A 13437-nucleotide genomic window follows, 5' to 3' on the forward strand; every position below is an offset into this window, starting at 1 on the left:
ATTTGAGTTCACACGGCCTTTTAGTCACGGACGATCAATCAGGCAGGGATCATTCCCACTCAATGGTCGCTGGCGGCTTGCTCGACACGTCGTAGGTGACGCGGGAGATGCCTTCGATTTCGTTGATGATCCGGCCGCTGACGGTTTCCAGCAGTTCGTAAGGCAGGTGTGCCCAACGCGCGGTCATGAAGTCGATGGTTTCCACCGCACGCAGGGCAACGACCCAGGCGTAACGACGGCCATCACCTACCACGCCAACCGATTTCACTGGCTGGAACACCACGAAGGCCTGGCTGACCTTGTGGTACCAGTCGGCCTTGCGCAGTTCTTCGATGAAGATGTGGTCGGCGCGACGCAGCAGGTCGGCGTATTCCTTCTTCACTTCACCGAGGATCCGCACGCCCAGGCCTGGGCCCGGGAACGGGTGACGGTAGACCATGTCGTACGGCAGACCCAGTTCCAGGCCCAGACGACGAACTTCGTCCTTGAACAGCTCGCGCAGGGGTTCAACCAGCTTGAGGTTCATTTCTTCCGGCAGGCCACCCACGTTGTGGTGCGACTTGATCACGTGGGCCTTGCCGCTCTTGGCGCCAGCCGACTCGATCACGTCCGGATAGATGGTGCCTTGGGCCAGGTACTTGATGTTGTCCAGCTTGCAGGATTCGGCGTCAAACACGTCGATGAACGTACGGCCGATGATCTTGCGCTTCTTCTCGGGGTCCGACTCGCCTGCCAGGTTATCGAGGAACTGGTCGGCAGCATTGGCGCGGATCACCTTGACGCCCATGTTCTCGGCGAACATGGCCATCACTTGCTCGCCTTCGTGCAGACGCAGCAGGCCGTTGTCGACGAACACGCAGGTCAGTTGGTCGCCAATGGCTTTGTGCAGCAGCGCGGCAACTACCGAGGAGTCAACGCCGCCGGACAGGCCGAGCAACACGTTGTCAGTGCCGACCTGGGCGCGAATGTTGGCGATGGCGTCTTCAGCAATTTTCGAAGGCGTCCACAAGGCTTCGCAGCCACAGATGTCGAGGATGAAGCGCGACAGGATGCGACCGCCCTGCTTGGTGTGGGTCACTTCCGGGTGGAACTGCACGCCGTAGTAGCCGCGAGCGTCGTCGAACATACCGGCAATCGGGCAGCTCGGGGTGCTGGCCAGGATGTGGAATTCCTGCGGCATCCTGGTGACTTTGTCACCGTGGCTCATCCACACGTCGAGGCCGAACAGGCCGTCGGCGTCGATGTGGTCTTCGATGCCGTCGAGCAGGCGGCTCTTGCCGACCACGTCGACACGGGCGTAACCGAACTCACGCAGCTCGGAACCTTCAACCTTGCCACCCAGCTGTTCAGCCATGGTCTGCATGCCGTAGCAGATACCGAAGACCGGTACGCCCAGGTCGAACACCGCTTGCGGGCAGCGCGGGCTGTCGGCGACGTGTACGGACTCGGGGCCGCCGGCGAGGATGATCCCTTTCGGCGCGAATTCGCGAATCGCTTCGTCGTCCATGTCGAACGGATGCAGTTCGCAGTACACGCCGATTTCACGCACGCGGCGGGCAATCAGCTGGGTGTACTGGGAACCGAAGTCGAGGATCAGGATGCGGTGAGCGTGAATGTCGAGGGCCATGATTCAGTCTCGTCTAAGTAATTCAGAAACAGTCGTGATTCAGAAACAACTCGGGGCTGAATAAAAACAGCCCCGGTTACTTAACTTTTTGCTTGAAGCCTCAACCTACGCGGTAGTTTGGCGCTTCTTTGGTGATTTGTACGTCGTGAACGTGGGACTCGGCCATGCCGGCACCGGTGATCCGCACGAACTCTGGCTTGGTGCGCATTTCTTCGATGTCGGCGCTGCCGGTGTAACCCATCGAGGAACGCAGGCCGCCCATCAGTTGATGAATGATGGCGCTCAGCGTGCCCTTGTAAGGAACACGCCCTTCGATCCCTTCAGGTACAAGCTTCTCGGCGCCTGCCGAGGAGTCCTGGAAGTAACGATCGGATGAACCTTGAGCCTGGGACATGGCGCCCAGCGAACCCATGCCGCGGTAAGCCTTGTACGAACGACCCTGGAACAGTTCGATCTCGCCTGGCGCTTCTTCAGTACCGGCGAACATCGAGCCCATCATCACGCAGGAAGCACCGGCAACGATGGCCTTGGACAGGTCACCGGAGAAACGGATGCCGCCGTCGGCGATCAACGGAACGCCAGTGCCTTCAAGGGCAGCGGCGACGTTGGCGATGGCACTGATTTGCGGGACGCCGACACCGGCAACGATACGGGTGGTGCAGATCGAGCCTGGGCCGATACCGACCTTGACTGCATCGGCGCCTGCTTCGGCCAGAGCCTTGGCGGCAGCGCCGGTGGCGATGTTGCCGCCGATGACCTGCACTTCAGGGAAGTTCTGCTTGACCCAGCGAACGCGGTCGATCACACCTTTGGAATGACCGTGAGCGGTGTCGACCACCACCACGTCAACGCCGGCGTTGACCAGGGCAGCGACGCGATCACCGGTGTCTTTACCGGTACCGACTGCAGCGCCAACACGCAGACGACCTTGATCGTCCTTGCTGGCCAGCGGGTAAGCCTTGGCTTTTTCGATGTCGTTGACGGTCATCATGCCTTTGAGGGCAAATTTGTCGTCGACGATCAGCACGCGTTCAATGCGGTTTTTGTGCAACAACTCGCGGACGTCGTTCTTGTCGGCGCCTTCCTTGACCGTGACCAGACGCTCTTTAGGCGTCATCACTTCACGGACAGTGGCTTCAAGACGGTTTTCGAAGCGCACGTCACGGGAAGTGACGATACCGACCAGGTCGCCATCGTGCAGCACGGGAACGCCGGAAATGTTGTGCAGGCGGGTCAGTTCGAACAGTTCACGAACCGTGGCGTCAGCCTCGATGGTGATCGGGTCCTTGACCACGCCGGCCTCGTAACGCTTGACCTTGCGCACTTCGGCAGCTTGCTGCTCGATGGTCATGTTCTTGTGGATGATGCCGATGCCACCTTCCTGAGCCATGGCAATTGCCAGACGGGCTTCAGTGACGGTGTCCATGGCGGCAGAAACCAGAGGAATATTCAGCTCGATGCCACGGGTTAGGCGGGTCTTGAGACTGACTTCGTTAGGAAGCACCTCGGAATAACCGGGCACTAGGAGAATGTCGTCGAATGTCAGAGCTTCTTGGCTGATACGCAGCATCGCGGGGGCTCCCGAGCGGGAAAATGGAAGCGCGCCATTATAGTCAGACACCCCCTCGGGTTCAATGTAAAACTCTGTCTATTATTAGCATTACTGATATACGGGGATCGGCGCTTCCTACAACTCGACTTTCACCCAGCTAACGGGCTGATCAAGCCAATCGGCAAACTCGTCGATAAAGCTTTGCTTGAATCCGGCCTCGGCCCAGTTGTTGAAGATAAAACCCAGGTTTGAAAAACCGCATTCCTGCAGGAAAAGAAAGCCGTTGATGTCATCTTCATGTCCGCATTCCGGACAAGTGAAGTTATCGGTACGCCCCGGCATCCACTCTTCCAGGCTGTCGAACAGCGCTTCACCGACTTCCTTGCGGCACTCGGCGCAGCCCGCCTCTTCAAGGAAACCCTTGGCCGGCGTGTAGATGCAGCGCCTGGTGATGATTTCCAGGCCATTGATCGGCTCGCCGAACGGCAGCGCTTCAGGATGCAGCACTACCGCGCGGGCACCGTCGCCGATGGCATGAGCCATGCGGTTGCCGGTGCGGCCGCAGGTGGTCAGTTCTTCTTTAATGATGTTTTTGCGCACCAGCCAACGCACGACCGCCCGGGCCCGGGGTTCGTGCACCGGCAGTGTGGAGATCTTCGGGACGATGATGCTTTGCGAATTCATGGTGCGGCCTGCTGCAACGCTTTAACGAAGCCCGGCAGCATAAGCACCCGGCTTCAGAGGTCAAGTACTCAAATAACGCCCGATCAAGGCAATCCCGCTCGCCAGCACCAACCAGGTCACCAGCCGCACGAACGCCTCGCGGGACAATCTCATGGTCAACCGCCGACCGATCCACAGCCCCACCGCCATGGCCGGCAACAAACACAACGCCAATACCAACAAGGGTAGCTCGGCATACACACCCGCGACAGCAAACAGGCTCAAGCGCACCACGGTGCTGCAACTGATCAGCGCACTCTGGGTCGCCCGCGCCGCCTCTTTGGGTAACCGACTGTTCAAATAGATCGCATATAAAAAGCCGCCACTGCCAAACAACGCCCCGAACAGCCCGCCCACCGTGCCCATCGGAACCGCCCAACCGGCGGACAATTGCGTCGGCCGGGTTTTGACCCACAAGCTGTAAATCGCATAGGCACTGATAAACAGCCCCATCAACAGCAACAACAGATCGGATTTGATGTTCAGCAGGAAGATCACCCCCAGCGTGCAGCCCACCGCCATGCAGGGCAGCAGCCGCAGCAACTCGGGCTGCGCCACCTCCCGCCGCGAAGGCAGCAGATTGCCGAAGGCTGCGACGAAATCCAGCAGCACCAGCAACGGCACAATCTTCGACAGCGGCATGAACAGGATCAGAATCGGCCCCGCCACCAACGCGGTACCAAACCCGGCGATACCGAACACGATGTAGGCCAGGGCGATGCCCAACCCGATCACCAGCCAATCCGTAGCGCCGAATGGCCATTGGTGCAACAACTCAAGCACGTTCATCTAAACATCTTCCTTGAATACCTGCGATCACTGTAGGAGCTGCCGAAGGCTGCGATCTTTTGATCTTAAAAATCAAGATCAACAGATCGCAGCCTTCGGCAGCTCCTACCGGGGAATCGTGCATTCGGCTGGAGATTGCCTTTATCATGCGCCCCATGATTAAAGATCCCTTTGCAAGACTCGGCCTGGACCGTGAAGTCCTGACTGTCAGCCAGCTCAACGGCCGCGCGCGGGTGTTGCTTGAAGACGTGTTCAGCAACATCTGGGTTGAAGGCGAAATTTCCAACCTCGCCCGTCCGGCGTCCGGCCATGTGTATTTCACGCTCAAGGACAGCGGTGCCCAGGTGCGTTGCGCGCTGTTCCGGCAGAACGCGGCACGGGTTCGTCAGGCGTTGAAGGATGGCCTGGCGGTCAAGGTCCGCGGCAAGGTTTCGCTGTTCGAGGGCCGCGGCGACTATCAGTTGATCCTCGATACGGTGGAGCCGGCCGGTGACGGTGCGCTACGTCTGGCCTTCGATGCGTTGAAGGAAAAACTCAACGCCGAAGGCCTGTTCAGTGCCGAGCGCAAAGTGCCGCTGCCGGCGCATCCGCAACGCATCGGCATCATCAGTTCGCCCACCGGCGCGGTGATCCGCGACATCATCAGCGTCTTCCGCCGCCGCGCGCCGCAAGTGCAGCTGACGTTGATCCCCACCGCCGTGCAGGGCCGCGAAGCCACCGCACAGATTGTCCGCGCACTGAAACTGGCGGACGCCCGCGGTTTCGACGCACTGATTCTGGCCCGTGGCGGCGGTTCGCTGGAAGACCTCTGGTGCTTCAACGAAGAAGCCGTGGCCCGCGCCGTGGATGCTTGCGTGACGCCCATTGTCAGCGCCGTCGGCCATGAAACCGACGTGTCGATCAGCGACTTCGTGGCCGACGTTCGCGCCCCGACGCCTTCCGCCGCCGCCGAACTGCTCGCACCCGATTCCAGCGATCTGGTCCGTCGAGTCGAAAGCCTGCATCGACGGCTGGTGATGCGCATCCGCGACCGTTTGATGCGTGATCGGCTGCGCCTGGAAGGCATGTCTCGTCGCCTTCGTCATCCCGGCGAACGTCTGCGCCAGCAAGCGCAACGCCTTGATGACCTGGACATGCGCATGCGCCGCGCGTTCGAACGCAGCCTCAATACCCGCCGCGAACGCTTGATCCGTCTGGAAACCCGCCTCGCCGGGCAACATCCCGGGCGGCAACTGGCGATGCTCCGTCAGCGCCTCGACAGTCTTGCCGAACGCCTGCCCCGTGCCATACGCGAAGGGCTGAAATCCCGTCGTCTGCAACTGCAAAGCCAGATGCAGACGCTGCATGTGGTCAGCCCTCTTGCAACCCTTGCTCGTGGCTACAGCATTCTGTTGGATGAACGCGGCAACGCGATTCGCAGCGCCGAGCAAACCCACACGGGTCAGCGCCTGAAAGCCAAACTCTGCAACGGCGAGCTACACGTTCGGGTTGAAGACAATCACCTGACGCCCGTCACCCTTTCTTTACTGGATTGATCCATGCCGCTTTTTTTTGCTCCGCTGCTGTTGCTGTGCCTGACCTTCAACGCCCACGCCGACAGTTACATCACCCGTCTGCTGAACAAACCGGTGCCGGGCGGTGTGGCCGTAGTGGATCTGGGCGCCGCTGCGCAGTCACCGAAGGCCAGTTATCAGGGAAAACCGGTGCTGGTGGTCAAGGAACAGAACAATTGGCTGGCTATTGTCGGCGTACCGCTGACGGTTAAACCGGGCACGCAGCAAGTCAGTAGCGGCGGTCGTAATCTGAGTTTCACGGTCGGCAGCAAGAAATACCCGGAACAGCACATCACCCTGAAGAATACGCAGCAGGTCAATCCGAACCCGGAGAATCTCAAGCGCATCGAAGGCGAACTGGCCGAGCAGATTCAGGCCTACCGCACCTTCAGCCTGAACACCCCGAGCAACCTGCTGCTGGACAAACCGGTCAACGGGCCGCTGTCGAGCAAGTTCGGTGTGCGCCGGTTCTTTAATGGTGAAGAGCGCAATCCTCACGCCGGCCTGGACTTCGCCGTGCCAGCCGGCACGCCGATCAAGACCCCGGCTGCCGGCAAGGTGATCCTGATCGGTAACTACTTTTTCAACGGCAACACGGTGTTTGTCGATCACGGGCAGGGCTTTATCAGCATGTTCTGCCATATGTCGAAAATCGACGTGAAGGTCGGCCAGCCATTGGTCCGTGGTGGAGTGGTCGGAAAAGTCGGTTCCACCGGACGCGCAACCGGGCCACATATGCACTGGAACATCAGCCTGAATGATGCGCGGGTTGATCCGGCGATTTTCATTGGGGCTTTCCAGCCATAAATAGTCGTTGTGGCGTCCGGCCTCTTCGCGAGCAGGCTCGCTCCCACATTTGATCTTTGTCGCACCGAAGATCCACTGTGGGAGCGAGCCTGCTCGCGAAGAGGCCATCACTGTCGCCGCTTATTCAGCCTCCAAGTCCTCAATTCCATGAACTTCCCGGTCTGCCAAACAGTGGTTGATCCAGGTTTGAGTTTCTTGCGAGAAACCAGCCAATTCCTCAGCCGTGATCAACTCTCGGGCACACAGCCCGAGCAAGTGAGAGCGGGCCTCATGTCGTGAGAACCTGAAGACACCAAACGCCCAATACAGCTCTTTTTGCCCGGCCTTCAGCAGTTCTTCGCTGGCTTCTATCCGCTCATAAGGCACCAGACTTTTATCCAGCACCGTACGCTCGACCTCCTCCATGATGCGGATACACATGCGCTCATGGGCCAACGGACGCAACGCGCTATAAAGCTTCCAATCTGACTCGTTCATCACCGACTCCTGCCTGCCAGTAGTCCTGTTGAGTGTTTAAGAATAGCTGCCCTGACCGAGCCGCAGCCGCCAACTTTCAATTGCGCATCGTTGAAACCTCGCGCAACCATAAAAACAATCACCACCCTTCACCGCAATTAAATCTCGATAAAGAAGACTTTTAGAGGATTCCTCTCAATTTTTTTCGACCGCTTGCCATCCTTCACCCTCGCGGTTAGGGTTGAAGGCATGAAAACCTCTCACACCCTCATTCAGCTTCGCCAGCACCGCAGCCTGTGCCTTGTCAGTGCACGACTGCCGGGCTGAATTTGCGGTGCCTCGCCCTACGCTTTTCCCCAAGAACATTTGATCCACCGGCAGGCCGCCTTTTTTCGGCCCACACAATAAGGATTTCCCGATGAGCATGCTCAAAGACCCGTCTTCGAAATACCGTGCGTTCCCGACCATCGACATCCCGGACCGTACCTGGCCGTCGAAGACGATTACCGCCGCGCCGATCTGGTGCAGCTCGGACCTTCGTGATGGTAACCAGTCGCTGATCGAGCCAATGGACGCGGTCAAGAAGCTGCGCTTCTGGAAAACCCTGGTGTCGGTGGGCGTGAAAGAAATCGAAGCGTCGTTCCCGGCCGCTTCGCAAACCGACTTCGACTTCGTGCGTACGCTGATTGAAGGCAACCACATCCCGGACGACACCACCATTCAGGTGCTGACCCAGGGCCGTGAAGATTTGATCGAGCGCACCTTCGAATCCCTGCGCGGGGCGAAGAAAGCCATCGTTCACCTGTACAACGCGACCTCCCCTTCCTTCCGCCGGATTGTCTTCAACCAGGACAAGGACGGAATCAAGGAAATCGCCGTCAGCGCGGCCAAGCTGTTCGTCAAATACGCCGCCCAGCAACCGAACACCGAGTGGACCTTCGAGTACTCGCCGGAAACCTTCAGCGCCACCGAACTGGATTTCGCCAAGGAAGTCTGCGACGCGGTGATCGAAGTGTGGAACCCGACGCCTGAGCACAAGGTGATCCTCAACCTGCCGGCCACCGTCGAATGCGCGACCCCGAACATCTATGCCGACCAGATCGAATGGTTCGGCCGTCACATCAATCGTCGTGACAGCGTGATCATCAGTCTGCATACCCACAATGACCGTGGCACTGGTGTTGCGGCCACCGAGCTGGGCCTGATGGCTGGCGCGGACCGTGTCGAAGGCTGCCTGTTCGGCAACGGCGAGCGCACCGGCAACGTCGACCTCGTGACCGTGGCACTGAACCTCTACACCCAGGGCATTCACCCTGAGCTGGACTTCTCCGACATCGACGGCGTGCGCAAAGTCGTCGAAGAGTGCAACCAGCTTCCAGTGCACCCACGTCACCCGTACGTCGGCGACCTGGTTCACACCGCGTTCTCCGGCTCCCACCAGGACGCCATCCGCAAGGGCTTCGCCCAGCAGAAACCAGATGCCTTGTGGGAAGTGCCGTACTTGCCGATCGACCCGGCCGATATCGGCCGCAGCTACGAGGCGGTCATCCGCGTCAACAGCCAGTCGGGCAAGGGCGGTATCGCCTACCTGCTGGAACAGGAATACGGCATCAACTTGCCGCGTCGCATGCAGATCGAATTCAGCCAGGTTGTGCAGCGGGAAACCGATCGCCTGGGCCTCGAGATGACGGCTCAGCAGATCCACGCGCTGCTGCACAGTGAGTACTTGCAAGCCAACACGCCGTACGCGCTGGTTAGCCATCGCCTGCAGGAAGAAAACGGTCACAGCGCCGTGGAAGTGGAAGTCTCTGGCAAAGGTCAGGGTGAAACCAACCTGCACTGGCGTGGCAAGGGCAACGGTGCCCTGGAAGCGCTGGTGGCCGGTCTGCCGATTCCGGTGGAAATCATGGACTACAACGAACACGCCATCGGTTCCGGTACCAATGCCAAGGCTGCGGCCTACATTGAACTGCGCGTGAACGGTGAACGTGCGGTGCATGGCGTCGGTATCGATGAAAACATCACTACTGCCAGCTTCAAGGCCCTGTTCAGCGCACTGAACCGCTCGCTGAGCCAGCCGGAAGCGAAAGCGGCGTAAGCCTTCGCTGAAATGCAAAAGGCCCCGGGGTGAGAATCTTGGGGCCTTTTTGTTTGCCTGGAGTTTTTGCTTCGTCTGTTATGGCCCCTTCGCGAGCAGGCTCGCTCCCACAGTGGGCTTTGGGTGGTCACAAAATCAGCATTCACACTGATCCAATGTGGGAGCGAGCCTGCTCGCGAAGGGGCCGGTTCAGACAGCGAAGATCTCAGGTGAACTCGAACGTATCGGCATCCAGGTTCGCTGGAAAGCGCGTGCGGTAAGCCGCCAGTTCCGCTGCGTCCAGAACGACCTTGAACACCCCATCCGCTTCGCCAGCGCTGAGCAATGTCTCCCCTTGAAAATCCAGTACCTGACTGTCACCGGTATACGCGAAGCCTTTGCCATCGGTACCAATGCGATTCACCGCCGCCACGTAGCAGAGGTTTTCGATCGCCCGCGCTGGCAGCAATCGGTTCCAGTGCTGGCGCCGTGCACCCGGCCAATTGGCGGTGTACAACAACAGGTCGGTGTCCTGAGCGTCGCGGCTCCAGACCGGGAAGCGCAGGTCGTAGCAAATCAGCGGTCGCACGCGCCAGCCCTTGAGCTCGAACTGCACCTGGCGTTCACCCGGCGTGTAGTGGTTGTGCTCACCGGCCATGCGGAACAGATGGCGCTTGTCGTAGTGCCACACCTCCCCGTCCGGCCGCGCCCACAACAGGCGATTGCGATGGCTGCCGTCAGCCGCCTGAACGATCACGCTGCCGGTGATCACCGCATCCAGTTTCGCTGCCTGAACCCGCAACCATTTGCTGGTCGGACCATTTTCCGGTTCGGCGAGCGTTTCCGACTCCATGGAAAACCCGGTGGTGAACATCTCCGGCAGAATGATCAGGTCCGCACCGCGAGCCTGTTCCAGCAACTGCTCGAAATGCTCCAGATTGGCCAGACGATCGTGCCAGGCCAGGGTGGTCTGGATCAGTGCAATGTTCAGATTGGGTAACGCGCTCAGATCACGCATAGTTTTGCCGCTGCATCACGCAGGGTCTCCTCGCGTTTGGCGAAGCACAGGCGCACCAGGCGCTGGCCTTCGGGCGGAGTCTGGTAGAACACCGAGATCGGGATGCTCGCCACGCCGTGTTCGCGGGTCATCCACAACGCCATCTCGACATCGTTGAGATCCGGACGGATCTGCGAGTAATCGACCAACTGGAAATACGTGCCGGTCACTCGGGTGAAGCTGAAGCGCGACGGCGTCAGCAGATCGCAGAACAGGTCGCGCTTGGCCTGATAGAACGCCGGCAGTTCCTCGACGTGTTCCGGGTGCTCGGCCATGTAGTCGGCCAAGGCGTATTGCAGCGGCGTCACCCCGCAGAAACTGACGTACTGGTGAACCTTGCGCAGCTCGGCGGTGAGCGCCGGCGGCGCGACCACGTAGCCGGTTTTCCAGCCAGTGACGTGGTAAGTCTTGCCGAAGGAACTGACGACGAATGCCCGTTGATACAACTCTTCATGATTCAGCACGCTGACGTGAGGTACGCCGTCGAAGACCAGGTGTTCGTAGACTTCGTCGCTGACGATGTAGATATCTCGATCTCGAATCAAATCCGCTAACTGGTCCAGCTCGGCACGACTGATCAGTGCGCCACTTGGGTTATGTGGAGCGTTGAGAACGATCATCCGTGTGCGCGGCGTAATCGCTTCGCCAAGCTTCTGGAAGTCGATGGCGAAGTCATTCAGGCCCAACTGCACATGGACGCAGCGACCTCCGGCCAGCTCGACCGAGGGTTCATAGCTGTCGTAGGCCGGATCGAACACGATCACTTCGTCGCCGCTGTGGATAACTGCCTGAATGGCGCAGAAGATCGCCTGGGTTGCGCCGGGAGTGACGGTCACTTCATGGTCGGCATCCACATTGACGCCGTAGCTGCGGGCGATCTTCGCCGCAATCTGCTGACGCAATGTCGCAAGGCCGGTCATCGGCGAATACTGGTTGTGGCCATTGGCGATATGCCGCCCGACTGCATCGCACAGGGCCTGCGGAGCATCGAAATCAGGAAAACCCTGGGACAGATTCAGCGCCCCGGTTTGCGCCGCGAGCTGAGACATCTGAGTGAAGATAGTGACGCCGACATTCGGCAGCTTACTGGTGATCATCGGTGACTCCCTGCTCTACACCCGGCGCTGACGGCGGCGCGGGAGAGCCCGAGGATAGCCCAAACGGCGCCCATAAAAAAAGGGCGCCAATGGGCGCCCCTCTTTAATTGCTCACCTGAATCAGCGCTTGTCTCTACGCTTCTTGTCGGCCTTTTTGTGGTGCGACATCATGCGACGCTTCTTGTTGACCTGTCGGTCGGTGAGCGAGGTCTTGTTGCCTTCGTACGGGTTCTCGCCGCCTTTGAACTCGATGCGGATCGGCGTACCGACCAGCTTCAAGACACGACGGTAAGTGTTTTCCAGGTAACGCACGTAAGACTTCGGCACCTTCTCGATCTGGTTACCGTGAATCACGATGATCGGCGGGTTCGCGCCACCCAAGTGGGCATAACGCAGCTTGATCCGGCGGTTGTTAACCATCGGCGGCGCGTGCTCACCAACCGCATCTTCCAGAATCGTGGTCAGGCGGTTGGTTGGCCAGCGGGTGACCGCAGACTTGAACGAGTTCTGTACGGAGGCGTAGAGGTTGCCCACGCCCGTGCCGTGCAGGGCCGAGATGAAGTGAATATCGGCGTAGTCAACGAAGAACAGTCGACGTTGCAGCTCGACCTTCACGAAGTCGCGCTCGCTCGGCGTCATGCCGTCCCACTTGTTGATCGCGATCACCAGCGCACGACCCGACTCAATGGCGAAGCCCAGCAGGTTGAGGTCGTGATCGACCACGCCTTCGCGGGCGTCCATCACGAAGATCACCACGTTGGCGTCTTTGATGGCTTGCAGGGTTTTGACCACGGAGAATTTTTCAACTTCTTCGTGGATCTTGCCGCGCTTGCGCACACCAGCGGTGTCGATCAGCGTGTACTTCTCGTCGTTACGCTCGAACGGGATGTAAATACTGTCGCGGGTGGTGCCGGGCTCGTCATAGACGATTACCCGGTCTTCACCGAGCATGCGATTGACCAGGGTCGACTTGCCGACGTTCGGGCGGCCGATGATGGCGATCTTGATCCCGTCTTTTTCGCTAGGGCCAGGAATGCGCTTGGCTTCCTCGCCTTCGGCAACGATCTCTTCCTCGCCTTCTTCCAGCTCGTCATCGTCTTTCGGGAAGTTGCTAAGGGCGATTTCCAGCATCTGGGTGATGCCACGACCGTGGGCACCCGCGATCGGAATCGCGTGGCCCATGCCCAACGGGGCAAACTCGGCGCGGGCCATTTCAGGGTCGATGTTGTCGACCTTGTTGGCAACCACGTAGGAACGCTTGTTACGTTTACGCAAATGCTCGGCGATCATCTGGTCGGCGGCAGTGAAACCGGCCTTGGCATCTACCAGGAACAGAACGACATCCGCTTCTTCAATGGCCAGCAGCGACTGCTCGGCCATTTTTTCGTCCATACCGTGCTCGTCACCGGAGATACCGCCGGTGTCGACCAGAATGTAGGAACGCCCTTGCCACTTGGCCTCACCGTATTGGCGATCACGGGTCAGACCGGACAAGTCGCCGACGATGGCGTCGCGAGTCCTGGTCAGGCGGTTGAACAAGGTGGACTTGCCGACGTTCGGTCGGCCCACCAGGGCGATTACGGGAACCATGCGGCTCTCCACTTCGTTATTTCAGAAAATACAAAAGCCGCTGCGAGGCAGCGGCTGGTGCTCGGGGCAGCGCCTGTAAGCGCTGCGAGCCCCGCAGAACGGGGCCGCT

The 13437-nt window shown here is 59.5% G+C and carries 12 protein-coding genes; 3 read left to right on the forward strand and 9 right to left on the reverse strand.

Features of this window, described 5'->3' with window-relative positions; translation table 11 throughout:
- Positions 1-49: 49 nt before the first annotated feature.
- The 4 genes from guaA to ACYZTX_RS25080 form a co-directional block, all read right to left on the reverse strand.
- A complete protein-coding gene (gene guaA / locus ACYZTX_RS25065) occupies positions 50-1627 on the reverse strand; it encodes a glutamine-hydrolyzing GMP synthase (protein ID WP_462036295.1) in 1578 nt (525 codons plus the stop codon).
- A 100-nt stretch (positions 1628-1727) separates the two neighbouring features.
- Positions 1728-3197: an IMP dehydrogenase gene (guaB, locus tag ACYZTX_RS25070; protein WP_053123503.1), complete on the reverse strand. Its 1470-nt coding sequence runs from the start codon at positions 3195-3197 to the stop codon at positions 1728-1730.
- 117 nt (positions 3198-3314) lie between these two features.
- Positions 3315-3863: a sugar ABC transporter ATPase gene (locus tag ACYZTX_RS25075; RefSeq protein WP_462036296.1), complete on the reverse strand. Its 549-nt coding sequence runs from the start codon at positions 3861-3863 to the stop codon at positions 3315-3317.
- A gap of 60 nt (positions 3864-3923) precedes the next feature.
- A complete protein-coding gene (locus ACYZTX_RS25080; RefSeq protein ID WP_462036297.1) occupies positions 3924-4691 on the reverse strand; it encodes a sulfite exporter TauE/SafE family protein in 768 nt (255 codons plus the stop codon).
- Between the two features lie 155 nt (positions 4692-4846).
- On the opposite strand from ACYZTX_RS25080, the gene xseA reads away from it, so the two are divergent.
- Together xseA and ACYZTX_RS25090 are read left to right on the forward strand one after the other, a co-directional pair.
- Positions 4847-6226: an exodeoxyribonuclease VII large subunit gene (xseA, locus tag ACYZTX_RS25085; RefSeq protein WP_462037107.1), complete on the forward strand. Its 1380-nt coding sequence runs from the start codon at positions 4847-4849 to the stop codon at positions 6224-6226.
- A 3-nt stretch (positions 6227-6229) separates the two neighbouring features.
- Positions 6230-7051: a peptidoglycan DD-metalloendopeptidase family protein gene (locus ACYZTX_RS25090; RefSeq protein ID WP_462036298.1), complete on the forward strand. Its 822-nt coding sequence runs from the start codon at positions 6230-6232 to the stop codon at positions 7049-7051.
- A gap of 120 nt (positions 7052-7171) precedes the next feature.
- Here ACYZTX_RS25090 and ACYZTX_RS25095 read toward each other — a convergent pair whose 3' ends face one another.
- The gene (locus ACYZTX_RS25095; RefSeq protein ID WP_462036299.1) at positions 7172-7528 is read right to left on the reverse strand and encodes a hypothetical protein; all 357 of its coding nucleotides are present in this window, start codon (positions 7526-7528) and stop codon (positions 7172-7174) included.
- A 174-nt stretch (positions 7529-7702) separates the two neighbouring features.
- Positions 7703-7933 (reverse strand): hypothetical protein, encoded by a 231-nt coding sequence (locus tag ACYZTX_RS25100; protein WP_462036300.1) that lies wholly within the window; start codon positions 7931-7933, stop codon positions 7703-7705.
- On the opposite strand from ACYZTX_RS25100, the gene leuA reads away from it, so the two are divergent.
- The gene (gene leuA, locus ACYZTX_RS25105) at positions 7926-9605 is read left to right on the forward strand and encodes a 2-isopropylmalate synthase (RefSeq protein WP_462036301.1); all 1680 of its coding nucleotides are present in this window, start codon (positions 7926-7928) and stop codon (positions 9603-9605) included. The genes ACYZTX_RS25100 and leuA overlap by 8 nt on opposite strands.
- A 205-nt stretch (positions 9606-9810) precedes the next feature.
- On the opposite strand, the gene ACYZTX_RS25110 is transcribed toward leuA, so the two are convergent.
- The 3 genes from ACYZTX_RS25110 to der form a co-directional block, all read right to left on the reverse strand.
- On the reverse strand, positions 9811-10602 hold the full coding sequence (locus ACYZTX_RS25110) for an amidohydrolase (RefSeq protein ID WP_462036302.1): 792 nt from the start codon (positions 10600-10602) through the stop codon (positions 9811-9813).
- Positions 10590-11738, reverse strand: a complete 1149-nt coding sequence (locus ACYZTX_RS25115) for a pyridoxal phosphate-dependent aminotransferase (protein WP_462036303.1) — start codon at positions 11736-11738, stop codon at positions 10590-10592. The genes ACYZTX_RS25110 and ACYZTX_RS25115 overlap by 13 nt, the downstream gene beginning before the upstream one ends.
- 120 nt (positions 11739-11858) lie before the next feature.
- On the reverse strand, positions 11859-13328 hold the full coding sequence (gene der, locus ACYZTX_RS25120; RefSeq protein ID WP_462036304.1) for a ribosome biogenesis GTPase Der: 1470 nt from the start codon (positions 13326-13328) through the stop codon (positions 11859-11861).
- Positions 13329-13437 lie beyond the last annotated feature (109 nt).

This window comes from Pseudomonas sp. MDT1-17 (assembly GCF_054898105.1).

Coding starts and splice junctions, on each gene's coding strand:
- ACYZTX_RS25115 (WP_462036303.1), bottom strand. CDS start 11,738: ATGATCACCAGTAAGCTGCCGAATGTCGGCGTCACTATCTTCACTCAG.
- guaA (WP_462036295.1), bottom strand. CDS start 1,627: ATGGCCCTCGACATTCACGCTCACCGCATCCTGATCCTCGACTTCGGT.
- xseA (WP_462037107.1), top strand. CDS start 4,847: ATGATTAAAGATCCCTTTGCAAGACTCGGCCTGGACCGTGAAGTCCTG.
- ACYZTX_RS25090 (WP_462036298.1), top strand. CDS start 6,230: ATGCCGCTTTTTTTTGCTCCGCTGCTGTTGCTGTGCCTGACCTTCAAC.
- ACYZTX_RS25075 (WP_462036296.1), bottom strand. CDS start 3,863: ATGAATTCGCAAAGCATCATCGTCCCGAAGATCTCCACACTGCCGGTG.
- guaB (WP_053123503.1), bottom strand. CDS start 3,197: ATGCTGCGTATCAGCCAAGAAGCTCTGACATTCGACGACATTCTCCTA.
- ACYZTX_RS25110 (WP_462036302.1), bottom strand. CDS start 10,602: ATGCGTGATCTGAGCGCGTTACCCAATCTGAACATTGCACTGATCCAG.
- der (WP_462036304.1), bottom strand. CDS start 13,328: ATGGTTCCCGTAATCGCCCTGGTGGGCCGACCGAACGTCGGCAAGTCC.
- leuA (WP_462036301.1), top strand. CDS start 7,926: ATGAGCATGCTCAAAGACCCGTCTTCGAAATACCGTGCGTTCCCGACC.
- ACYZTX_RS25080 (WP_462036297.1), bottom strand. CDS start 4,691: ATGAACGTGCTTGAGTTGTTGCACCAATGGCCATTCGGCGCTACGGAT.
- ACYZTX_RS25095 (WP_462036299.1), bottom strand. CDS start 7,528: ATGAACGAGTCAGATTGGAAGCTTTATAGCGCGTTGCGTCCGTTGGCC.
- ACYZTX_RS25100 (WP_462036300.1), bottom strand. CDS start 7,933: ATGCTCATCGGGAAATCCTTATTGTGTGGGCCGAAAAAAGGCGGCCTG.